Source organism: Kitasatospora griseola, assembly GCF_014648555.1.
Lineage (GTDB): Bacteria > Actinomycetota > Actinomycetes > Streptomycetales > Streptomycetaceae > Kitasatospora > Kitasatospora griseola.
On sequence record NZ_BMRI01000023.1, the window covers coordinates 87,142 to 110,708 of the forward strand.

The window sequence follows — 23,567 nt, forward strand, 5'->3', positions numbered from 1 at the left end:
GCGGCCCGACCCGGCGGGGCAGGTCAGTACTGGCGGTTGGGCAGGGCCGCAGTGGCCTGCTCGGGAGTGAAGGCGCCCTCCTCGGTCTTGATCCGCCGCGGCACGCTCTCACCCGCCTTGACCTTCTTCACCAGGTCCATCAGCTGGTCGCCGAGCAGCGGGTTGCACTCGACGTCGTAGTTGATCTTGCCCTGGCTCATCGCGGTGAAGGCGTCCTTGACGCCGTCGACGGAGACGATCCTGATGTCGGCGCCGGGCTTCTTCCCGGCCTCCTCGATCGCCTGGATCGCGCCCAGCGCCATGTCGTCGTTGTGCGCGTACAGCACGTCGATCTTCGGCTGGGACTTCAGGAAGGCCTGCATGACCTCCTTGCCCTTGGCGCGGGTGAAGTCGCCGGTCTGCGAGGCGACCACCTTGAACTTCGGCTCGCCCTTGACGGCGTCCGCGAAGCCGGACTTGCGGTCATTGGCGGGTGCGGAGCCCGTGGTGCCCTCCAACTGGACGACGTTCACGTCACCGGGCTTGCCCTGGTACTCCTTCACCAGCCAGTCGCCGGCCTTCTTGCCCTCCTCCACGAAGTCCGAGCCGAGGAAGGACACGTACAGCGACTCGTCCCTGGAGTCGACCGCGCGGTCGGTCAGGATCACCGGGATGTGCGCGTCCTTCGCCTCCTTCAGGACGGTGTCCCAGCCCGACTCGACCACCGGCGAGAAGGCGATCACGTCGACCTTCTGCTGGATGAACGAGCGGATCGCCTTGATCTGGTTCTCCTGCTTCTGCTGCGCGTCGGAGAACTTCAGCTCGATGCCGGCCTTCTTCGCCGACTCCTGGATCGACTTGGTGTTGGCCGTGCGCCAGCCGCTCTCCGCACCGACCTGCGAGAAGCCCACGACGAGCTTGTGACCGGAACCCTTGCCGGCAGAGCCACCGCCGCCGCCGGAACCACACGCGGTGAGGACAGCGACCATCGCACCGGCGACCAGCGCCGCCGCAGCTCTCTTGGACATGTGAGGACTTCCTCTCGGGGATCGTCGATCGCACGGACGGCGGAGACCGGCCGGCGTTCACGGGACCGGGCGGGACGACCGGGGCCGGGGCCCGGCCGGGGAAGGCCCGTTATCTCGTCGATGTGAACGCGGCGTGGCGGCGCCGTTTCGCTCGAGTGAGATTGTTAGCGTTCACAATCGGCTGCCACAAGCCCCGCCGCCGCCCGTTACCCAATCTTGACCGGCCATGCACACCCCTCCCCGGCACACGGCGCTCGCGCCCGAACCCGAACCGGCCGCGGGCCACGATCAAGTCACCTCGACCTCCTTGACGCCCCGCCACCACCATGCTTTCCTCCGTGTCACGACCTGGACACAGGACCGCTGTTGGCGATCACGGTCGCGCTTCCCCACTCCGAGAACGGCGCTCCACCGGCCGACGATCACGGTTGTCCGCCGCACTCCTGGCCGCGGTCGACACCGGCGACGCTTCGGCGCCGACGGTCGACACGGCCAGGTGGCGCGTCCCGGCGAACCGCAGCAGCGACCCGGCCGCCTCCGCAACCCTGGCCGTCAACCCGGGCAGGCTGCCGTACGCCTATCGGAGCGCCGCCCCTTCCGCCGCTGGCGACCGACTTGAACTTCCTTACTGCACAAGCTGGTTGGCGCGGAACCACAGCCGCCGCCGATCAACCCTCGCCCACTGCGCGAGGTCAATTGTGAGCGTAAACAATAATCGGCGGTACCCTGAAGCACCGGCACGAGGCCACTGCCGCTCCCCCTTGCTCTGCACGAGGCGGGCCGGCCGCCCGGTGGTTGTCCGCAGTCATTGAGGGAGAGTCGAGTTGGGGACCGAAACGGCCGACCTGGAGTCGCGTCAGCCGGTGATGGCGGACGTTGCGAAGCTGGCAGGGGTGTCGCACCAGACGGTGTCGCGGGTCCTCAACGGCGCGCCGCACGTCCGGCCGGGCACCCGGGACCGGGTGCTCGCCGCCATCCGGGAGCTCGACTACCGGCCGAACTCGGCCGCCCGGGCGCTGGTCACCCGCCGCTCGCAGACCCTGGGCGTGGTCAGCTTCGAGTCCACGCTGTACGGGCCCGCCTCGATGTTGGACGGCATCGAGCGGGCGGCCCGAAGCGCCGGGTACTTCGTCAGCGTCGCCAGCCTGCGCTCGCTGGACAGCCGCTCCGTCCAGGAGGCCGTCGACCGGCTGCGCGACCAGGGCGTCGAAGGAGTGGTGGTGATCGCCCCGCAGACCTCCGCGGTCAGCGCCGTCGCCAAGCTCTCCAGCTCGATCCCGGTGGTCGCGGTCGGCTCCGGCACCCGCTCCAGCATCCCGACGGTCTCGGTCGACAACCTCTCCGGAGCGGTCGCGGCCGCCCAGCAACTCCTCGACCTCGGCCACAGCACCGTCCATCATCTGGCCGGCCCGGCGGGCTGGCTGGAGAGCCAGGACCGCCAGGAGGGTTGGCGCCGCACTCTGGAGGCCGCCGGCGCGCGCGTACCCGCCGTGGAAACCGGCGACTGGAGTGCCCGGTCGGGCTACGAGGCGGGCCAGCGGATCGCCGCGCTCGCCGACGTCACCGCGGTGTTCTGCGCCAACGACCACATGGCCCTCGGCCTGCTGCGCGCTCTGCACGAGGGCGGCCGCTCGGTACCGGACGACATCAGTGTGGTCGGCTTCGACGACATCCCTGAAGCCGCCTACTTCATCCCTCCGCTCACCACCGTCCGGCAGGACTTCGGCGAACTCGGCCGCCGCGCCCTGGAATTGCTGGTGGCCGAGCTCAGCGGCGCGACACGGCCCAGTGCCCGAGTACGGGTCGCCCCGGAAATAGTGCTGCGCCGCAGTACCGGCCCGGTCCACCGCGCCTGACCGCATCCACCGGCCGGGCCGACAGCGACGACCCGGCCCGCCCCCGTGGCAGTACCGCGCCCGGGTCCGGCCGCGCAGCCCCTGCTCGGCACGCCCGCAGCGAAAGGCCTGCCGACGGCCTTCTCGTTTCTCGGCACGCCGTCCGGCAGGCCCGGAAGAAGGAGTGCGCGCCCGCCGCGGCCTGACGCCCCGTCGGCACTGCGGGCCGACCCGTCGGCGGCGGCCGGGCTCAGCCGCGCGGGCCGTGGATCAGTGGTTGGCGTTTGACCCGTTCCACGGGCAGGTCATCGCCGGCGCCTCGACCGTGCCGAAGGAGACCGACCTTCGTCCGATGCCGTGTCCGGCCATGCCGGCCCGCGGCCAGGTCCGGATGAAGCACCTGCTGCAGACCCGGCCGGTGGACGGCGTGAGGTCGGCGTCCCTGCGCGGGGACGATCCGCTCACCCGGCCGGCCCCGGGGACCGGCGTCCCCGCGGTGTTCGGTCGCCAGGGCGATCCGGGCACGCCCCGGTGCGCCCGCCGGCCATCCATGATCGTCAACTCTCGCTGATTTACCGCCTCTTGACGCATCACCGGTCCGGCTGGCTTCATTGGGGCGTCTGGGAGCGCTCCCACGGCGTGTGCTCCCACCCCCTGCACTCCTCTCCCCACCGAAGGAAGGCCCCACCCATGCCTCCCGTCCCCTCCGGCCGCGGGCTGCCCCGACGCGCGGCCGCCCTGCTCACCGGCCTGGCCCTGGCCGCCGTCGGCCCGACCGTCACCGCGCTCGCCCCGGCCACCGCGTCGGCCGCCACGTCGGCCGCCACGGCCGCGGACTTCCCGGTCCGGGTGAACCAGCTCGGCTACCTGCCGGACGGCCCCAAGCGGGCCACGGTGGTCAACTCCGCGACCACCCCGCTCGCCTGGCAGTTGCGCGATGCCTCCGGCGCGCAGGTCGCGGCCGGCGCCACCACCGTGCACGGCGCCGACCAGGCGTCCGGGCAATCCACCCACCTGGTGGACTTCGGCGCGTACGGCGGCACCGGCACCGGCTTCACCCTGGTCGTCGGCGGCGCGGCCAGCCACCCGTTCGACATCTCGGCGTCGCTGTACGACGGACTGCGCGCCGACAGCCTGAACTTCTTCTACCAGCAGCGCAGCGGCATCGCGATCGACGCGGCCCTCGCCGGCGGCAGCGCGTACGCGCGCCCCGCCGGGCACCTGGGAGTGGCCCCGAACAAGGGCGACACCGGCGTGCCGTGCCAGACCGGGGTGTGCGACTACCAGCTGGACGTCCGCGGCGGCTGGTACGACGCCGGCGACCAGGGCAAGTACGTCGTCAACGGCGGCATCGCGACCTGGGAGCTGGTCAACTCCTTCGAGCGCGCGCGCCGTTCGGGCGGCGACGCGGCACTCGGCGACTCCACCCTGCGGGTGCCCGAACGCGGCAACGGGGTGCCGGACGTCCTGGACGAGGCCCGGTGGGAGCTGGAGTTCCTGCTGCGGATGCAGGTCCCGGACAGCAAGCCGATGGCCGGGATGGCCTTCCACAAGATCCACGACGCGCAGTGGACCGGTCTGCCGACCCGCCCCGAACTCGACGACCAGCAGCGCGAGTTGCACAAGCCGTCGACCGCCGCCACGCTCAACCTGGCCGCCACCGCCGCCCAGTGCGCCCGGGTCTACGCACCGTACGACGCCGCCTTCGCCGCCCGCTGCCTGGACGCGGCCCGCCGCGCCTGGACGGCCGCCAGGGCCAACCCGAACGTCCTCGCCCCGGCGACCGACAGCACCGGCGGCGGCGCGTACGAGGACGCCGACGTGTCCGACGAGTTCTACTGGGCGGCAGCCGAACTCCTCGCCACCACCGGCGAGTCGCAGTACCGGGACGCCGTCGTCTCCTCGCCGCTGCACAGCAAGCCGGTGGACGGGTTCTGGTGGGGCGGCACCGCGACGCTCGGCCGGATCACCCTGGCCACCGTGCCTGGTGTGGCGCTGCCCGCGGATGACGTGACCCGGCTGCGCGGCCTGCTGACCTCGGCCGCCGACGGCTACCTCGCCACCATGGCCGGCCAGGGCTACGCAGTGCCGATCGCCGCCGACGCCTACGTGTGGGGGTCGAACAGTTCAGTCGCCAACAACGCGATGGTGCTGGCGGTCGCCTACGAGCTGTCCGGCGCCGCCCGGTACCGGACCGGCGCACTGGAGACCATGGACTACCTGCTCGGCCGCAACGCCCTGGACCGCTCCTACGTGAGCGGCTACGGCGAGCGGGCCTCGGAGAACGAGCACCACCGGTTCTGGGCGCACCAGAACGACGCCTCGCTGCCGCACCCGCCGGCCGGCTCCTTCGCGGGCGGCCCGAACGCCGGCCTGGAGGACCCGGTCGCCAAGGCCCAACTGGCCGGCTGCGCACCGGCCGCCTGCTACATCGACGACATCGGCTCGTACTCGACCAACGAGGTGGCGATCAACTGGAACGCCTCGCTGGCCTGGCTGACCGCGTTCGCCGCCGAGCGGCGCGCGACCCCGACGGCGCCCGCGGTGCAGGTGACGCCGACGGCGGTGACCGTCCCCGAGGGCGGCTCCGCGAGCGTGGGAGTGAAGCTCTCGGCCGCCCCCGCCCAGAACGTCACGGTGACGGTCACCCGCACCTCGGGCGACACCGACCTGTCGGCGGCCACCGCCCCGCTGGTCTTCACCCCGGCCAACTGGGCCACCGCGCAGCAGGTTTCGCTGTCGGCGGCGCAGGACGCGGACACCCTCGCAGGCAGCGCGGTGTTCACGGCGGCCGGTCAGGGCGTCCAGGCGGCGACCTTCACGGCGACCGAGGCGGACGACGACACGGCTCCGCCCACCGCCGCCTGCGCGGTGGCGTACAAGGTGGAGAACGCCTGGGGCAGCGGGTTCACCGCCACGGTGACCGTGAAGAACACCGGGTCCGCCACCGTCTCCGGTTGGACCCTCGGGTGGAGCTTCGGCGGCGACCAGCGGATCTCCAACGCCTGGAACGCCACCGTGTCGCAGGCCGGCAGCTCCGTGACCGCGCGGGATGCCGGGTGGAACGGAACCCTGGCGCCCGGCGCGAGCGCGAGCTTCGGCTTCCAGGCGTCGTACTCCGGCGCCAATCCGGCACCGGCCCGGTTCACCCTGAACGGCGCCGACTGCGCCTGAGCACCCGCTGCCCGCCGCACCGTCACGGTGCGGCGGGCAGACCGGTTCTCAGCAGCAGGCCGAGGAGGACGCCGGCCGCGGGCCCCGCGCACCACGGTGGCCATCGGAATCAACCCCGACAGCCGGCCCGCCGGAGCGCCCGCTCACGGGGTGCCTCGGCGGGCCGGCCGGCCACGGTGTGCCGGCGTCAGCCGCCCAGCTTCCACTGCTGGTTGCTGCCGCCGCTGCAGCTCCACAGTTGCACGGGCGTGCCGTCTGCGGTGCCGAGCCCGGCCACGTCCAGGCAGAGCCCCGACTGCGCCCCGGTGATCGTGCCGTTCGCGTTCACCTGCCACTGCTGGTTGGGCTGGCCGTTGCAGGACCACACGATCACCTTGGTGCCGTTGGTGGTGCCCTTGGCGTTGGCGTCCAGGCAGAGCATGCTGCCGCCGACGGTCACGGTCAGCTGGTTCGACGCCGTGCGGGTCCAGGTCTGGTCCGCGGCCCCGGTGCAGGAGTGGATCTGCTGCTGGGCGCCCGCCGCCGCGTTCGTGCCGGTCAGGCATTTTCCCGCGGCCACCGCGCGCAGCGCGCCGCTCGTGCTGCCGGAGGAGGCCGTGTCCAGGCCCATGAAGTGGACCGCGTTGGCGGCCATTCCCGCGCCCTGGACCGGGAGTTGGTGCCCGGCCCCGGCGATGCTGTACGCCTCGACCTGGGTGCCGGCGCCGTTGTTGTACCGGGTCCTGGTCCAGCCGGAGGCGGGGGTGTCGGTGGCCGACGGCGTCTGGCTCACGCCGAGGACGTCGGTCCACTGCTTGATCTCTTCACCGAGGTTGTTGTAGCTCAGGACGGTGTCGGCCGTCCCGTGCCAGAGCTGCACCCGCGGCCGCGGACCGGTGTAGCCGGCGTAGGCGTTCCGCACCAGGCCGCCCCACTGCTGCGCGGTCATCGACACCTGTCCCTGCGCGCAGGGGCCGTTCCAGCCGCGCACCGAGCCGGTGTGGAAGCAGTGGTGGGGCACGCCCATGAACGCCGCACCGGCCTTGAACACGTCCGGGTGGTCGGCGAGCATCACGTTGGTCATCATGCCGCCGGAGGACTCGCCGGTGACGTACACGGCATCGGGATTGCCGCCGTAGTGCTGCTCGGTGTAGGTGATCATCGACATCAGCCCGACCGGGTCACTGCCGCCGCCCCGGGTCAGCGCCTGGTCGGAGGAGACGTCCCAGCAGCTGCCGTTCGGGTTGGTCGACGGATAGATCACAAGGAAGCCGTACTGGTCGGCCAGCGCGCCGAAGTCGGTGCTCGAGTACATGTACGGGCCGTTCCCCTGGCAGCCGTGCATGGCCAGCAGGATCGGCGGGTCGGGCTTGACCGAGGCCGGCACGTACAGGTGCATCAGCAGGCCGGTCGGGTTGGTGCCGAAGTTCGTGATCTGGGTCAGCGAGGCGGCGGCGGCCCGTGGGGCCGTCTGCAGGTTCAGGCCCACCGCCAGGGCGAGCACGGCGAGAACGGCGATCAGCCTGGATGCGAACGAACGGGATCGGGACATGGGACCTCTCCGTCGGGTTTGCCTTGAGCGTGAGAAGGTTCCGGCGCCACCACGGATGAAGTGCCCACGATACTCGGGCCGGGCCGGCGTCCGCGTCAACCACCGCCGCGGCGGCACGGTGGACGCCCGGACGCCGGCCCGCCAACTGCGGATTCACCGATCGCGGGAGACCCAGGCTCCCGCTGTACGGCGTGAAAGTTGCATGCGTGGCCGCAGCGGGAGGGCAGCCGACCGCCCCGAGCCGGCGGGGGCGGGGCCGGACCGATCGCCGCGGGCGGGCCGCTGCGCGGAGTATTGACAAGACGCACCGCCTCGGACAGATTTCACCGGGGCAACCTTCACAGCTCTGCTTCACAGACGATTGTTAGCGCTAACAGGCATGATCGAGGGTCCGGCGCCCACCCTCCCCCTCGACCTCCTGGCACCCACCCCATGCGCCCCGCCCGGCAGGAACGGCCCGGCGGAACGCGCGTTCGCCCGACCGTCGGCAGGAGGCCCCGCCTCCCCGGCGTGCAGTCTCTCCCCCACCCAAGGAGAACGATCCGTCATGCCATGGCTCAACGGAAAGACCCGTCTCCGCACGCTCCTGACACCGGCCGCCTGCACCGCGGTCGGCCTGGTCGCCGTCCTCGCCGCCGGCCCCGCGGCCCAGGCCGCCGGAGCGAACACGCTCGGCGCGGCAGCGGCCGGAAGCGGCCGCTACTTCGGCACCGCCGTGGCCGCGGGCCGGCTCGGCGACTCGACCTACGCCGCCGTTCTCGACCGGGAATTCAACATGATCACCCCGGAGAACGAGATGAAGTGGGACACCGTCGAACCGTCCCGGGGCAACTTCAACTTCGGCCCCGGCGACCAGATCGTCAACCACGCCACCGCGAACGGCCAGCGGATGCGCGGCCACACCCTGGTCTGGCACTCCCAACTGCCCGGCTGGGTCTCGTCGATCGGCGACGCCAACACCCTGCGGAGTGTGATGAACAATCACATCACCCAGGAGATGACCCACTACAAAGGCAAGATCTACGCCTGGGACGTGGTCAACGAGGCATTCGCCGACGGCGGCAGCGGCCAGCACCGCAGCTCGGTGTTCCAGAACGTGCTGGGCAACGGCTTCATCGAGGAGGCGTTCCGCACCGCACGGGGCATCGACTCCTCCGCCAAGCTCTGCTACAACGACTACAGCATCGAGAACTGGACGGACGCCAAGACCCAGGGCGTCTACAACATGGTCAAGGACTTCAAGTCCCGCGGCGTGCCGATCGACTGCGTCGGCTTCCAGAGCCACTTCGGCTCCGGCGGCGCGCCGGCCGGATTCCGGACCACCCTGTCGAACTTCGCCGCGCTCGGCGTGGACGTCCAGCTCACCGAGCTCGACCTCGCCCAGGCCTCCCCCACCGCGTACGCGGGCGCCGTCCAGGCGTGCCTCGACGTCGCCCGCTGCACCGGCATCACGGTCTGGGGCATCCGCGACAGCGACTCCTGGCGCACCGGCGAGAACCCGCTGCTGTTCGACAACTACGGCAACCCGAAGGCCGCCTACGGCTCGGTGCTGACCGCCCTGAACAACGCCGGCGGCGGCACCACGCCGCCGCCCGGCGGCATCGTCTCCGGCACCGTCTACACGCTCACCGACGTGGCGGCCGGCCGCGTCCTCGACGAGCCGGCCGGGCAGAACGCCAACGGCACCCAGCTCCAGGTGTGGGACGCCAACGGCACCGCGGCCAACCAGCAGTGGCGCGCCACCCAGAACAGCGACGGCTCCTGGACGCTGACCAACATCGCCAGCGGCCGGGCGCTGGACGAACCGGGCGGCCAGACCGGCAACGGCACCCGGATGCAGGTCTGGGACTCCAACGGCGGCGCCAACCAGCACTGGAAGGCCGTCCGCAACGGCGACGGCTCCTATGCGCTGACCAACGTCGCCAGCGGCCGGGCGCTGGAGATCCCCGGCGGCCAGACCGGCAACGGCTCCCCCGTCCAGATCTGGGACTCCAACGGCGGCGCCAACCAGCACTGGAACTTCAAGTGAGCCGAGCCGAGCCCGAGTTCGCCACGCGACCGGGCTCGGCTCCGCACCCCCCGCGCCACCCCCGGCCCCTGAGCCCGGCGCGGGGCCCCTCCCCGGCCCCTGAGCCGACTCCCGGGCCGGGCCCCTGTACGGCGGCACGCGCAGCGGCGACTGTGAGCGCTCACAGCCCGTGTCGCGGCTCCACCCCTTCCCCACCCCGAGGAGGTCCCATGCACCGACCACGCTCCCCCCGCCGGCAGCTGTCCGTGATGCTCACCGCCGCGGTCGCGACCGTCGTGGCCCTGGCCGCGATGCTGGTCGCAGGCCCGGCCCGGGCCGCCACCACCGGCGCTCTGAAGGGCACCGGTTCCGGCCGCTGTCTCGACGTGACAGGCGCCGGCCAGAGCGACGGCGCGCTGCTGCAGATCTACGACTGCTGGGGCGGCGCCAACCAGCAGTGGACGCTGACGTCGAGCAGCCAGCTGACCGTCTACGGCAACAAGTGCCTGGACGTCCCGAACCACGCCACCACGGCCGGCACCCGGGTGCAGATCTACACCTGCAGCGGCGGCGCCAACCAGCAGTGGCGGCTCAACGCGGACGGCTCGATCACCGGCGTCGAGTCCGGCCTGTGCCTGGACGTCACCGGCGGCGCCACCGCCAACGGCACCGCCGTCGAGCTGTGGACCTGCAACGGCCGCAGCAACCAGCAGTGGTCCGGCCTGACCGCGACCACTCCCCCGACCACGCCCCCGCCGACCGGCGCCTGCCCGCTCCCGTCGACCTACCGCTGGTCGTCCACCGGCGCGCTGGCGCAGCCCGCCAACGGCTGGGCCTCGGTGAAGGACTTCACCGACGTGGTCTACAACGGCAAGCACCTGGTGTACGCCTCGAACGTGAACGGCTCCTCGTACGGCTCGATGGCGTTCGCGCCGTTCACCAACTGGTCCGACATGGCCTCGGCCGCGCAGACCGGGATGAGCCAGTCCGCGGTGGCGCCCACGCTGTTCTACTTCGCGCCGAAGAACATCTGGGTCCTCGCCTACCAGTGGGGCGCCTGGCCGTTCATCTACCGCACCTCCAGCGACCCGACCAACCCCAACGGCTGGTCCGCGCCGCAGCCGCTGTTCACCGGCAGCATCCCCAACTCCGGTACCGGACCGATCGACCAGACCCTGATCGCCGACGACCGGAACATGTACCTGTTCTTCGCCGGCGACAACGGCAGCATCTACCGGGCCGACATGCCGATCGGGAACTTCCCGAGCAGCTTCGGCTCCGCGTACACCACCGTCATGAGCGATACCGCGGCCAACCTGTTCGAGGCGCCGCAGGTCTACAAGGTCAAGGACCAGAACCAGTACCTGATGATCGTCGAGGCGCAGGGCTCCGGCGGCCGCTACTTCCGCTCCTTCACGGCCAACAGCCTGAGCGGCTCGTGGACCCCGCAGGCCGCCGCCGAGTCCAACCCGTTCGCGGGCAAGGCCAACAGCGGCGCCGCCTGGACCAACGACATCAGCCACGGCGACCTGGTCCGCAACAACCCCGACCAGACCATGACCATCGACCCCTGCAACCTGCAGTTCCTGTACCAGGGCAAGTCCCCCACCGCGGGCGGCCCGTACGACCAACTGCCTTGGCGCCCGGGTGTCCTGACGCTCCAGCACTGACCGCACCGACAGTGGACCCCGGCCGCCTCCGGACGGCCGGGGTTCACCCGCGTCCGTGGCGGGCGAGCGTCTCCAGCGGGCGGGCCAGCAGTTCGGCGAAGGCCAGCTCGGCGGCGCCGATCAGCACGGTGTCGCCGCCGAGTTCGCTGACCCGCAGGCGCAGCTTCTCGCGCACGGCGGCGAGGGCGTTGGTGTTGATCCGGCTGCGCACCTGGGCGGCGGAGCCGAGGAAGACGTCCCGGAGGGTGCCGCCGAGGACGACCAGGTCCGGGTCGAAGAGGTGGGCCAGGTTCGCGATGCCGATGCCGAGCCAGTCACCGACCCGGTGCAGGGCCGCACGCGCGGTGACGTCGCCGAGGTCGGCGGCGGCGACCACGGACCGCACCGCCTCGGCCCCGGCGGCCAGGCCGTCCCGGCCGGCGGCCTCCAGCAGGGCCCGCTCGCCGGCTTCGGCCTCCAGGCAGCCGCGGGCGCCGCAGCCGCACGGCCGTCCCTGGAACGGGTTGACCGTCATGTGGCCGATCTCGCCCGCGTAGCCGCGCTCGCCGCGCAGCAGTTCGCCGCCGCTGATCACCCCGGCGCCGATGCCGATCTCGCCGTGCAGGTAGACCAGGTTCTGGCTGCCGCGGCCGATGCCGCGGCGGTGCTCGGCGAGCGCGCCGAGGTTGGCCTCGTTGGCGACCAGGACGGGTAGGTCCGACGGGAGCCGCTCGGTGAGCGCGCCGGCCAGGTCGACGTCCTGCCAGCCGGCGTTGGGGGCGAGGGCAACCCTTCCGTCGGGGTGCCGGACCAGGCCCCGAACCGCCACGGCCACCCCGACGCAGGCACTGCCGTCCGGCGCACGGGCGAGCATCTGGTGGGCGAACTCGGCGATGAGTGAGGCGACTTGGGACGGCTCTCGGGACTGCCCGGACGGCCACTGGCGTTCCCGGCGGTCCAGGAACACGCCGCCGAGTCCGATCAGGGCGGCCGCCAGGCGCTCCACACCGAGATCGACCGCGAGGACGTGCGCGCGGCCGGACTCCGGCCTGACGACCAGTGACGGCCGCCCGGCCCGCCCGTTCTCCTGCGGGAGTTCCTCACGAACCAGCCCGGCTGCCGCCAGGTCGCCGACCAGGCCCAGGATGGTGCTGCGGTTGAGGCCCAACTCGGCGGCCAGGACGGCGCGCGAGGTGGGCCCCTCGAAGTGGACGTGGCGCAGCAGCGCGCCCAGGTTGTGCTGGCGGACCTCTTCCTGGGAAGGACCGGCTTTCATCGCAGGCGGCTCTCATCGTCGGGCTGTGCGGCGGCGGGACATGGCGTCCACGCCGGCGGCCACCAGCAGAACCGATCCCGTGACAGCGTACTTGACCCCCGAGCTGTACCCCATCAGTCCCATGCCGTTCTGGATCACCGCGACGACCAGGCCGCCGAGCACCGCGTCGACCACCCGGCCGCGGCCGCCGAACAGGCTGGTGCCGCCGATGACGGCACTGCCGACGGCGAGCAGCAGGACGTTGCTGCCACCGGTGTTGGGGTCCACGGAGTTGCCCCGGGAGGCGGCGATGATGCCGCCCACGGCGGCCAGGCAGGAGCAGACGACGAAGGCCGAGGTGCGGATGAAGGCGACGTTGATGCCGGCCCGGCGGGCCGCCTCGGGGCTGCCGCCGACGGCGTACACGTGCAGGCCGAAGCCGGTCCGCTGCAGGGTGAACGTGCCGAGCAGCAGCAGGGCGCCGATCACGGGCACCACCAGCGGCACGCCCTTGAGCGAGCCGACCAGGACGTTGCGGCTGCGCTCCTGGTTGAGCAGGTACACCGCGGCGGCGCCGATCACGGCCACGGCGCCGGTCCGAACGGCGAGCAGCGCCACCGGAGTTCCGGCGAGGCCGCGGCCGCGCCGGTCGCGGCTGCGGCGCACCTGGAGGAAGGCGTGGCCCGCGACGCAGCAGGCCAGCAGCAGCCAGCCGAGGACGGGGCTGAGGTTGTCGTTGGCGACGGCCAGCACCGTCGGGTCCTTGACGGAGACGTTGGTGCCCTCCTTCAGCAGCATCAGCACCACGCCCTGGAAGCCGAGGAACGCGGCCAGCGTCACCACGAAGGACGGGATGCCGACCTTGGCGACGAGCGTGCCGAGCAGCAGGCCGATGGCCGCGCCGGTCAGTACGGAGGCGGCCACCGCCGCGTACCAGGGCCAGCCGTGGTCGGTCAGCAGGATGGCCAGGACCGCGGCGCAGACGCCGCTGGCGTATCCGGCCGACAGGTCGATCTCGCCGAGCAGCAGGACGAAGACCAGCCCCATCGCGATGGCGATGCTGCCTGCGCTCTGGGTGAGCAGGTTGGCGAAGTTCAGGTTGGACAGGAAGACCGGGCGCAGCAGCGCGAAGAACACGCACAGGACGACCAGTCCGGCGACGGCCGGCAGCGAGCCCAGCTCGCCCGCGCGGACCTGGTCGAGGTAGCCGCGGCCGGCGGCTTTCAGTCCTCCGGTCCGGTCGTCCGCGGGGCCGGTGGTGCGGTGCGGCCGCTCGGGCTTCTCCGGGGCGAGGGCGGTCATGCGGCGGCTCCCTTGGAGGTGTTCTGCGGGCCGAGGTCGCCGCTGCGTCCCGAGGTGATCAGTTCGACGACCTGGGCGTGCGTCGCGTCGGACGCCTTGACCTGGGCGGCCGTCCGGCCGAGGTAGAGCGCGGCGATCCGGTCGGACACCGCGAAGACGTCGTTCATGTTGTGCGAGATCAGCACGACGGCCAATCCGTTGTCGGCCAGCCGGCGCACGAGTTCCAGGACCTGGGCGGTCTGGGCGACGCCGAGGGCCGCGGTGGGCTCGTCGAGGACGACCAGCTTGCTGTTCCACAGCACCGCCTTGGCGATGGCCACGGTCTGGCGCTGGCCGCCGGAGAGGCTTGAGACCTTCTGGCGCAGCGACTTGACGGTGCGTACGGAGAGGCTCTGGAGGGTGGCGGCGGCCATCTCCTCCATGGTCGAGTCGTCGAGCACCAGCCCGCGGCGCTTCTCCCGGCCCAGGAACATGTTCTGGACGATGTCGAGGTTGTCGCACAGCGCGAGGTCCTGGTAGACGATCTCCACCCCGAGGGCGGCGGCGTCGCGCGGGCTGTGCACCTGCACCGGCCTGCCTTCGAAGAGGTAGTCCCCGGCGTCGGCGGAGTGGATCCCGCCGATGCACTTGACGAGCGTGGACTTGCCCGCGCCGTTGTCGCCGACGAGGGCCGTGACCTCGCCCGCGTAGGCACTGAGCGCGACGTCGTGCAGGACCTGGACCGGGCCGAAGCTCTTGTCGATCCCGCGCAGTTCGAGAGTCGGTGTTTCTGTCATGGGTGGGGCTCCTGGGGAGTTCGGCGGGGCCGGCCCCGTGCCCCTGGCGGCACGGGGCCCGCCGGCGGCACGGGGCCCGCCGGCGTCGGCCGGGCTCGGGGCCGACGGGCGGGCGGCGGGCGCTACTTGATGCCGGCCTTCGTGCACAGCGCCTCGTAGTCGCCGGTGCACAGCTGCGCCTTGGTGACGTAGCCGTCGGTGACAACGTCCTGGATGTTGTCCTTGAAGACGGCTTGCGGGGTGAGCAGCGCCGACGGCACGTCCCGGTTGCCGGTCGGGTCGTGGACGGTGGAGTTGCTCTGGCCCTTCTGGCCGTGGGCCAGGTCGACCGCGAGCGCCGCCGCCGCGTCGGCCTCCTTCTTCACGGCCTTGTAGACGGTCATGCACTGGTCGCCCGCCAGGATGCTCTGCAGGCCCTGCACGGTGGCGTCCTGACCGGTGATCGGGACCTGCCCGTTGCGGTGGTTCTTGCGGAGCACTGCGATGGCCGCGTTGGCCAGGCCGTCATTGGCCGCGAGCACCCCGGCGATGTCCGGGCGGCTGGTGTACATCTGCTCGAAGATGGTCTGCGCCTGGGCGTTGTCCCAGTCCGGCACCGACTGGTTGGGGCCCTTGGTGTACTGGCCGGAGGCGTACATCGGGTCGAGCACGCTGTTGTAGCCGTTGGCGAACAGGGTGGCGTTGTTGTCCGTCGGGGAGCCGTTGAGCTCGGCGACGACGGGGTTCTTGGCGCCCATGTCGCCCAGGCACTTGGCCAGGCCCTGTCCCTGGAGCTTGCCGACCTGGGTGTTGTCGAAGCTGACGTAGTACTGGGCGGAGCCGCCGAGGGTGAGCCGGTCGTAGTCGATGGTGGCGACGCCCTGGGCCTTGGCCTTGTCGAGGACGGCCTTTCCGGTGCCGCTGTCCAGGTTGACGATGACCAGCACGTTCACGCCGTTGGTGATCATCTGGTCGGCGATGGTCTGGAACGCCTGCTTGTCGCCCTCGGCGTTCTGGATGTCGTAATCCACACCGGCGGCCTTGAACGCCGCCGCGAGGTACGGCCGGTCCGCGGTCTCCCAGCGGACGGACGACTTGCTGTCCGGCAGGATCACGCCGATCTTCGGCTTCTTGCCGCCCGCCGGGTCGGAGCCGGCGCCCGAGGAGGAGCAGGCCGTGGCCGTGGTGAGCAGGGCCGCCGACATGGCGGCGGTGGCGAACAGGAGCCCCTTGCGCATGGGCAGGGTCCTTTCGAGGCGTGTCCGACCTGCGCCGGACGTGCGTGGGTGGGATGAGGGGATGCGCGCGAGCTTCGAGCACGGAAGGCGGCCGGCCTATTTGTTGCCCGCGACAACTTACGGCTTGCGGGATGGCCCGCCAAGCCCTCGCACCGGCGCACGTGCGTAACGATCGCGTTACCGCAGCCCCGCCGGGCACGCACCGCCGAGCCGCGGGTCACATGCTCAACTCGACCGGCGGGCAACGGAGAAGGCGCCGCAGGGCCTTCGCCGAGGCGGCTTTGCTCCGCTGTTCGGCCACCGGGGCTGGGACGCCCTGGTCACCGTCGACGAGGAGGCCGAGGACGCCACCGACGTCCCTGCCACCCCGCACCGCCGCTGCTCGAACCGGCCCTGGCCGCCGCCGTCAAGCTCGCCGCTTGTGTGAGCACCCTGTCCACGATGCTCACCTGCCTGCTCGGCAGTGGACGCGGCCTGCTGTCGACGACCGCTCATGGCGCACTGCCGAGGGCCTTCGCCCGAATCCACCCGCGCCGTTCGACACCCACCGTCGGCACCGTCCTCTTCGGCGCGCTCACCCCTGTGACCGTGGTGGCACTCGAACTGGCCTCCCCGCGCTTCCTGGGCGACGCGGTCCTCTCCGTCGGCCTGCTGATCGCCTGTCACTCACGGCGCCACCGCGTTCGCCTGCGTCCGGCCATCCCGCCGACGCCTGCTCACCACTCCGCGCGGCCCGCTGCTCGGAGGCGTACTACCGCTGCTCGGCGGCCCGATGATGCTCGCCGCCTCACCCGTAGCGCGCACGGCATGGTCGCACCCGGCTGCGGCAGCAGGACCACTGTCGTCCGACCGGCCACCGCTACCACCGATTTCACCGAGGACCGGATCTGTCGCAGGCCGACGCCCGGACCGACCAGCTCTACGTCGTCAACGCCTCCGACCCGGCCGGCGTCGGCCGACGCACGATGCTCGACCCCGAGGGGATCATCCGCCGACCCCATGCACATTGGCACGGTCCGCGCCCCGGGCCGGCTCGACGAAACGACAGAGCGCCGACCTGCCCGACCGACGTCCGGGACGACCCCGCGCTGCGATGCGCAGAGGACGGCGGGTGCGGGGCGCCCGGACATGCTCCACCGGACGTCAGACCGGCCACATGACTCGCCGAGGCATCCGTCTATCGGGCCGGGCCGGCGGCGTCCGAGAACCGGGCCGCCACGCTGCCCGGCCCCGGCCTGCGGCCACCGGCGGTGCTGGCCCTGACGACCAGGTGCGGCGCGATGGTCACGTGCGAGACCGGTGTGCCGGGTTCGTCGATCAGCCGCAGCAGCAGGTCGATCCCGGCGCGGCCGACCGCGGTGAAATCCTGCCGGACGGTGGTGAGTGGCGGGGTGATGTACGCGCCCTCCGGGAGGTCGTCGAAACCGGCGACGGCGATCTCGGCGGGCATCCGCACCCCGGCCTCGTTCAGCGCTCGGACCACACCGAGGGCCATGTGATCGTTGGCGGCGAACACCGCCGTCGGCCGCGGGCCCGCGCCGCCCCGGAACGCTTGCGCGACAAGGCGGCCGGCCGCGTGGCCGGAGGCCGGGCTCCAGTCGCCGGTCAGGTGCGGCGGGACGGGGAGGCCGGCCGACTCCAGCGCCGCCCGCCAGCCCTGCAGGCGGCCCTCCGCCTCGATCCACTCGCCGGGGCCCGCCACGTGCCAGATGGTGGTGTGGCCCAGCGAGAGCAGGTGTGCGGTGATCGCCCGCGCCCCGGCGAACTGGTCCACGGCCACCCCGGGCAGGTCCAGGTCGTGCCCGCCCTCCACCGTCACGATCGGGAACGGCTGGGGCAGCCGGGCCAGCGCCGCCACCGTGTGCCGGTGCGGCGTCATCACCACCACGCCGTCCACGCCCCAACTGCCCAGTCGCTCCAGGGCCTTGCGGAGCGCGTGCTCCGTCAGCTCCTCCAAACCGACCGAGGCCACCAGGTAGTCCTCCTGCCGGGCCGCGCGCTCCAGACCTGCCAGAATGCTCGCCGGGCCGAACAGCGTGGTGTTGGCTGCCACCACGCCCAGCGTCCGGCTGCGCCTGGTCACCAGCGTCCGGGCCGCCGAGTTCGGCCGGTAGCCCAGCTCCGCGATGGCCTGCAGCACCCGCGCCCTGGTCGCCTCGCGCACATTGGGGTGGTCGCTCAGAACCCGGGAGACGGTCTGGTGCGACACGCCCGCGACCTCCGCGACGTCCGCCATCGTCGGCGGCCGCCGCTCCCCAGCCCCGTCCATGTTGCTCCCCGCTCTCCCGGTGCCCACGGTGACGGCCTTCACCCTACTGGCCGTCTCCGCCGGACGACCTGCGCCCTCCCGACGCAAACCCGACGCAAACCCGGCGCTGCCTCGCGAGACTCGCGGGGTTCGCGGAGCGGAAAGCGGCCGCAGCAGCGTGGTTCCCGGAACAGCCCGGGAGCCCGTCGCCGCTGTTCCCGGAGACCAGCGGCGCACACCCGGTGTTGCCGACGCGGCTCACCCACCCGGCGGAGGCGTCGCCGATCGAACCGACCCGGCCGAGGGCGTCGGACAGCGTCGCGTACCTGGAGAACGTGTTGTTCTCAGCCACCACGAAGCTCCCCCGGTGGACGTCCAACGGTCCGCCAACCAGGCTGTCGACCACGACCACGACCGCACCGGGCCGGCCGAGTCGTTGACCACCGTGACGGGGGTGATGCATCGCCCGGCACCGACCCGGGCGGAGTTCGCCCGAGCCAACCCGGCCGACGGTGAACGGGGCCGAGGGCGACACCGCCCTCGGGGCTGATCCGGACGAGCTGCCGCGTGATCTCCAGGGGTTTCTGGGTGATGTGGGCGCGGTCCTCGCGGGGCTGGGTCGCAATGAAGTGACCGGGCAGGTAGATCACCCGGGAGTGGTCGAGGGCGCCCTTGACGCCCCAGGTGATGAACTCGGCGGACTGCTTGAAGCCGCCCTTGCGCGGTCGGCCGGCGGGCTTGATCCCGGGGATGGTGCCCTGCCACGTCCAACCGGCCATCTGCAGCGCGTCGCTGGTCGTCGGCTCCTGGCGCCAGTCGGAGAAGACCACGGCGACGGCGTGCTCGGTGCTCGCCCGGTAGGCCTCGGTGAGCAGTTCGGTGAGCCAGGAGCGATAGGAGCGCTGGTCGCGGTTCTCGCCGGGGGAGGTCTTGAGGTCGTGCGCGGAGCTGGACGTCACGTACTTGGCCCGGGCGTCGCGGCTGGTGCACTCCGAGCCGGTCCGGCCGCCGCTGTTGTACGGGGGGTCAATGATGACCGCGTTGACACTCTCGTCGGGCAGGGACTTCAGAACGGTGAGGACGTCGCCTCGATGAAGGCTGAGGCTGCTCATGATGGCCTCTCCCAGGTCAGGGAAAGCCCGCTCGCGGCAGGATTCGGGCGGCAGCCGTCGGGAGCGGGAATGAGCGGGACGGCAGTGGTGAAGTCCGGCCGCACGATTTTTGCTGGCTTTTCTGACGACCCGTCACCCGTCCAAAAGAGTCTTGGCACGCAAGCAGCAGGCGTGCGGCCAGCCGGTCCGGCAGCGATGCCACCGCAGCGATCCGGCGCGTTCGCTGACCCTGCGCCGTCGGGTAACCGCCACCCGCGCGCGGGGCGGACCGGGGCGACTCGTCCACGGGTGCAGCCCGCGCCGGACCTCGCCGGCAGTGCGAGGGTCCGGCGGGGCGGGCTCGTGGGGCCGGTCGGTTCCGGGCTGAGCTCGATCTGCCGCTGGTCCTGCTCGGCGGCATCAGCACCCGGGACACCGTGGACCGAGCGATGAGTGCGTGCCGCCCCACTTCAACGGCACCCACTGCGTCCTGGTCCCGACGGCCTGACACGATGCCGACGGCCGCGCGCCCAAGCCCCCGGCGGACGCGCGGCCGTGTGCTGCCCCGGTTGATCCGATGCCGCCGTCCTCGTGTGCTTCCCGTGCGGAGCGGCCGAATACGCCGGACGGACGGGTCCTGCGGGCGGGTGAACGCCGATGCCGCCGCTTCGGCCGGAATGCCGATCAACTCTCCGGTCGGCCCTGAGGTCGTGGGCGGTGCCGCTCCGTGTCGCGGGGCCGCCCGTTGTCGTGGCTGGTCCGTAGATGGGCGCGTTCGCCTTGGCCGCCGAACATGGAGAGGACTTCCACGGCCCGGCCGTCGGCCGTGCCGAACCAGTGAGGGGTGCGGGTGTCGAACTCGGCCGCCTCGCCGGGCGCCAGGACGAAGTCACGGTCCCCCAGGACCAGACGCAGCCGGCCCTCGATGACGTACAGCCACTCGAAGCCCTCGTGGGTGCGCGGCGCACGGGCGCGCGGGGCGGGGGAGATGAGCATCTTGAAAACCTGGATGCCTCCGCCCGGCCGGCGGCGGGTGAGCGGGACGACGGTCATCCCCTCGACGGCCTGCGGGCGCAGGTGGACCCGGGGGTCGCCCGTGGGCGGGGCTCCGACGAGGTCGTCCAGAGCGACGTCGAACGCCTGGGCCAGGGACAGCAGCATCTCCAGGGTGGGGCGCCGCTTGCCGGACTCCAGTCGGGAGAGGGTGCTGGGAGAGATCCTCGTCGCCTCGGCGACGGCGGTCAGTGTCGTGCCTCGCCGTCGACGCAGTTCACGCAGCCGGGGCCCCACGGTGTCCAGGGGGCGATCGGCGCTGCCGTCCATGATTCCCACTTTGACAGAAGAGCAAGGGACCTTGCCCGCCGGGCCCGGTCGGCCGCATCGTCGCAGGAACAGGCACCCGGAAGCCCACCTGGGCTCCCCTGGTCTTCGAGGAGCAGTTGTGAACCCCCCGTCCGTGCACCGCCGGGCCCTCATCACCTGGTTGGCGATCTACCCCGGCATCACCCTGCTGTCGGTCCTGCTCGGGCCGGTGCTCGCGCCGCTGCCCGTCTACCTGCGGACCCTGGTCCTGACGGCGATCCTCGTCCCCGCCGCCGTCTACGGGCTGGTACCTGCACTGCTGAAGGCCAACGCCGCGCTCACCGGACGCCGCAGGGCCGGCCGGTCCGCCGCGGAACCGGCTGCCGGCCTGCCTGCCCCGGCGCCGGGCGGGCACGCCCCCGGCGGATGGGTCGCTCAACCGTCCGGGGCGGTGCCGACGGGGAGCGGTAGCTCTTCTCCTCCTGCCGGGCAGGCCGCCGCAGGATGACGCACAGGCCGTACGTCACCAGGCGTCGTCCGCCGGTTTCGGCCGGTCCCGGCGCGTCCAGGTCGAGCAGGACGGCCGAGACGGCCGGTCCGTACGGCCTTCGGCCCGTCGCCCGCGGCCGGCCCGTGTCCATCGCCTGGCCGCCGCCGGCCGTTGGACGCAGGACGTGCAGTCCTTCTGGTCGCGCGGACGGCGGGGACGGGGTGAGCTGCGGTGGCCGAGGCCCACCGGCGCGTCGTCCCGGGTCAGGCGAGGAGGTTCTTGTAGATGTGGCCGTCCTTGATGATCACGGCGAGGTTCTTGTCCGGGTCGCCCAGCACGGTGAGGTCCTGGGTGGGGTCGCCTTCGACGAGGAGGACGTCGGCCCACGCGCCCTCGGTGATCTGGCCGAGAGGGGCCGCCTTGTAGGGGTCGCGCTCGCCGGCGAGCCGGAAGAGTTCGGCGTTGCCGGAGGTGGCGATCCTCAGCGCTTCGACGGGTTTGAAGTCGAAGTGGGTGGACAGCCGGGTGAGCATCTGGTTCTGCAGTCCGGCCTTCTCCGGTTCGAGCATCAGGTCGGTGCCGAAGGCGATGTTCGCGCCCTGCTCCCGCGCCCACGTGAAGGAGTTCGCGACGCCCTCGCAGACCTGCTTGTTCTTCTGGGCGTTCTCCGGGTCGGGGTACTCGTGGTCGGTTTCGAGGAAGGGCTGGGTGCTCAGCCACACCCCGCTGTCGGCCATCAGTTTGACGGTCTCGGCGCCGGCGGCGAGGTGGCCGTGTTCGATCGACTTGATTCCTGCGGCGATCGCGCGGCGGATGCCTTCGTCGTTGTAGACGTGCGCGGCCACGTAGGTGCCCCAGTCCGTGGCAGCCTCGACCGCGGCCTTGAGTTCGTCCGGCGTGTACTGCAGCACGTCCAGCGGGTCGTAGGCGGAGGCGACCCCGCCGCCCGCCATGACCTTGATCTGGGAGGCACCCTTCTTCAGCTGCTCGCGTACGGCCGCGAGCACCTGGTCGCGGCCGTCGGCGACACGCAGGAACCCGATCTGCTCGGCGCGGGCGTGCGCACCGCAGGAGAAGGTGTTCGCGTCTTCGTAGACGTTGGAGAAGTCGCCGTGCCCGGAGGTCTGGGAGATCGCGGCCTGGCTGGGGTAGATGCGCGGGCCGGGGAACGTCCCCGCGTCCAGAACCTGCCGCAGTGCGGTGACGTCGCCGGCCATGTCCCGGACGGTGGTGAAGCCGCGCATGAGCATCCGCTCGGCCGCGGCGAGCGCGGTGTAGTAGCCCGTGCCGGTGGCACCGGCGGTCAGGCCCGCGAGGGAGGTCCCGGTCGCGAAGAGGTGGACGTGCGCGTCGGTCAGGCCGGGGATGAGCACCCGTCCGCCGCCCTCGATGACGATCGCCCCCTCCGGCGCCGAAGCACCGATCGAGGCGATCTTCCGGTCATGGATGAGCACCGACGTCGACGGCATCGGTCCGGAGCGCACGGCGTCGAAGACGCGCACGTTGTTGATCAGGATCGGTACGGGGGTCTGTTGCCGGGTCACGGACTTCCTCCAGTGGCGGGACAGTACAAGCTGACACGAATCCGCCGGCCCAGCGGGACCGGATGGGGCTCGGCTTGCTCACGCAGGCACAGGGAATCGGGGCACATCGCACGGAGCTGCTTCGCCCCTCCGGCTCAGCTCGGTCGCCGGTGCCCTGACCCGCCCGGCTGCACGCTGACCCCAAGGCTGTCATCAAACGCTACAAAACAGGCGAATTCGGCAGAGGGGCATTCGGTGTCTCGACCTTCCCTGCCTGTGAGACGGCCGGGTTCGGCCACGCGGACGAGCGCCGGAAGCCACGACGAGCAGACCCCTTCTTCCCGTCCTGCAGCGATCTGCTCACCACCTCACCCGGCACCCGAGTCATCACCTGGAACAACGGCACCATCAGCACGTTCACGTTCACCCGCGCCGTGACGCGGGCCAACGGGCCGCGTCGTCGTCGGTGCCCACCGCCCCGGTGGCGGCGGGCACCGGGGCGGAAGCCCGCCGTTTCGGGGGCGGTTCGCAGGCCTCTCACAGGTGCTGCCAGGCGGGGGCGGAGACGAGTACGGCGAGTTGGTCGGTGGTGAGGGAGGCGGGGGCGTCGGTGCAGGGCAGGTGGCCCGCGGTGCCAGGGGTGGGAGGCAAAGGGAGAGCGGCTGCCTGAGAAGCGCGGGTCGGCCCGCGTTGGTCATGTCGGCACCAGGGGCCTGAGCATCACGGCGGGCCCGATGCGACCAGGCCGCGCCCGAATCAGGCCCGCACCCATCCAGCGGTGTACCGCCTTCGTCCGACCGGGACCTGCCGAGATCTGCCAGCCCGTCAGGTAGGACCACCACAGGCTGAGGTCCGCGATGCGCCGACCGTTGAAATCGAACCGGCGGGCGACGTCGTCGGGGAGGTGCATCAGGGCTTCGGGCAGGTAGAGGTCGACACTGCGTTCACGGAGAATCGGCCCGAACCCGGAACCGCTGTGACCTGGCCGTTCCGTATGCTGATGGCCGGGGCGCTCGCCCCGCCCAGTCGATCCCGGGGTGCGCGAGCAGGACGTCCGGGTCCCCGCGCCGGAACAGCGGGACCGCAGGCCCGGGCTCTCCTCCGGTGCGCCCGCCTTCGCGGCCAGGGTGCGACTGAGGCCGGTGGACATGCCCCGCAT

The 23,567-nt window shown here is 71.9% G+C and carries 14 protein-coding genes and 2 pseudogenes; 5 read left to right on the forward strand and 11 right to left on the reverse strand.

From position 1 onward, the window contains the following. Nucleotides 1–23: 23 nt before the first annotated feature. Entirely contained in the window at nucleotides 24–1,007 is a 984-nt protein-coding gene (locus tag IEZ12_RS25345; RefSeq protein ID WP_189274995.1) for an ABC transporter substrate-binding protein, read from the reverse strand. 824 nt (nucleotides 1,008–1,831) lie between these two features. Here IEZ12_RS25345 and IEZ12_RS25350 point away from each other — a divergent pair. Continuing rightward, the gene (locus IEZ12_RS25350; protein WP_229847975.1) at nucleotides 1,832–2,863 is read left to right on the forward strand and encodes a LacI family DNA-binding transcriptional regulator; all 1,032 of its coding nucleotides are present in this window, start codon (nucleotides 1,832–1,834) and stop codon (nucleotides 2,861–2,863) included. Between the two features lie 669 nt (nucleotides 2,864–3,532). After that, complete coding sequence (locus IEZ12_RS25355) at nucleotides 3,533–6,016, forward strand: glycoside hydrolase family 9 protein (protein WP_189274996.1); 2,484 nt, start codon at nucleotides 3,533–3,535, stop codon at nucleotides 6,014–6,016. 187 nt (nucleotides 6,017–6,203) lie between these two features. Here IEZ12_RS25355 and IEZ12_RS25360 read toward each other — a convergent pair whose 3' ends face one another. Further along, nucleotides 6,204–7,547 carry an extracellular catalytic domain type 1 short-chain-length polyhydroxyalkanoate depolymerase gene (locus tag IEZ12_RS25360; RefSeq protein ID WP_189274998.1) on the reverse strand — a complete coding sequence of 448 codons (1,344 nt, stop codon included), beginning with the start codon at nucleotides 7,545–7,547 and terminating at the stop codon, nucleotides 6,204–6,206. A 547-nt stretch (nucleotides 7,548–8,094) separates the two neighbouring features. On the opposite strand from IEZ12_RS25360, the pseudogene IEZ12_RS25365 reads away from it, so the two are divergent. Beyond that, a pseudogene (locus IEZ12_RS25365) lies at nucleotides 8,095–9,573 on the forward strand (glycoside hydrolase family 10 protein); the annotation flags it as partial. Nucleotides 9,574–9,785: 212 nt separating this feature from the next. Further along, entirely contained in the window at nucleotides 9,786–11,225 is a 1,440-nt protein-coding gene (locus tag IEZ12_RS25370) for a non-reducing end alpha-L-arabinofuranosidase family hydrolase (RefSeq protein WP_189275002.1), read from the forward strand. 43 nt (nucleotides 11,226–11,268) lie between these two features. Here IEZ12_RS25370 and IEZ12_RS25375 read toward each other — a convergent pair whose 3' ends face one another. From IEZ12_RS25375 to IEZ12_RS25405, 7 genes and pseudogenes are all read right to left on the reverse strand, one after another. Beyond that, a complete protein-coding gene (locus tag IEZ12_RS25375) occupies nucleotides 11,269–12,480 on the reverse strand; it encodes an ROK family transcriptional regulator (RefSeq protein WP_189275004.1) in 1,212 nt (403 codons plus the stop codon). Nucleotides 12,481–12,492: 12 nt separating this feature from the next. Then, nucleotides 12,493–13,761 (reverse strand): sugar ABC transporter permease, encoded by a 1,269-nt coding sequence (locus IEZ12_RS25380; RefSeq protein WP_189275006.1) that lies wholly within the window; start codon nucleotides 13,759–13,761, stop codon nucleotides 12,493–12,495. Then, nucleotides 13,758–14,537, reverse strand: coding sequence for an ATP-binding cassette domain-containing protein (locus IEZ12_RS25385; RefSeq protein WP_189275008.1), 780 nt, complete (start codon nucleotides 14,535–14,537; stop codon nucleotides 13,758–13,760). Before IEZ12_RS25385 ends, IEZ12_RS25380 begins: the two co-directional genes overlap by 4 nt. Nucleotides 14,538–14,659: 122 nt before the next feature. After that, complete coding sequence (locus IEZ12_RS25390; protein ID WP_189275010.1) at nucleotides 14,660–15,754, reverse strand: sugar ABC transporter substrate-binding protein; 1,095 nt, start codon at nucleotides 15,752–15,754, stop codon at nucleotides 14,660–14,662. A 1,177-nt stretch (nucleotides 15,755–16,931) separates the two neighbouring features. Further along, nucleotides 16,932–18,023: a LacI family DNA-binding transcriptional regulator gene (locus tag IEZ12_RS25395; protein ID WP_189275013.1), complete on the reverse strand. Its 1,092-nt coding sequence runs from the start codon at nucleotides 18,021–18,023 to the stop codon at nucleotides 16,932–16,934. A gap of 451 nt (nucleotides 18,024–18,474) precedes the next feature. Beyond that, nucleotides 18,475–19,114, reverse strand: a pseudogene (locus IEZ12_RS25400) (DNA-methyltransferase); the annotation flags it as partial. 663 nt (nucleotides 19,115–19,777) lie between these two features. Continuing rightward, nucleotides 19,778–20,416 (reverse strand): helix-turn-helix domain-containing protein, encoded by a 639-nt coding sequence (locus IEZ12_RS25405; RefSeq protein WP_189275017.1) that lies wholly within the window; start codon nucleotides 20,414–20,416, stop codon nucleotides 19,778–19,780. A gap of 118 nt (nucleotides 20,417–20,534) precedes the next feature. Here IEZ12_RS25405 and IEZ12_RS25410 point away from each other — a divergent pair, with 118 nt between their 5' ends. After that, nucleotides 20,535–20,903, forward strand: a complete 369-nt coding sequence (locus IEZ12_RS25410; RefSeq protein ID WP_189275019.1) for a putative antibiotic biosynthesis monooxygenase — start codon at nucleotides 20,535–20,537, stop codon at nucleotides 20,901–20,903. Nucleotides 20,904–21,148: 245 nt separating this feature from the next. Here IEZ12_RS25410 and IEZ12_RS25415 read toward each other — a convergent pair whose 3' ends face one another. After that, nucleotides 21,149–22,429 carry a metal-dependent hydrolase family protein gene (locus IEZ12_RS25415; RefSeq protein ID WP_229847976.1) on the reverse strand — a complete coding sequence of 427 codons (1,281 nt, stop codon included), beginning with the start codon at nucleotides 22,427–22,429 and terminating at the stop codon, nucleotides 21,149–21,151. Between the two features lie 673 nt (nucleotides 22,430–23,102). Continuing rightward, nucleotides 23,103–23,567: hypothetical protein (locus tag IEZ12_RS39045; protein WP_229847977.1), on the reverse strand; the 465-nt coding region annotated here is incomplete at its 5' end.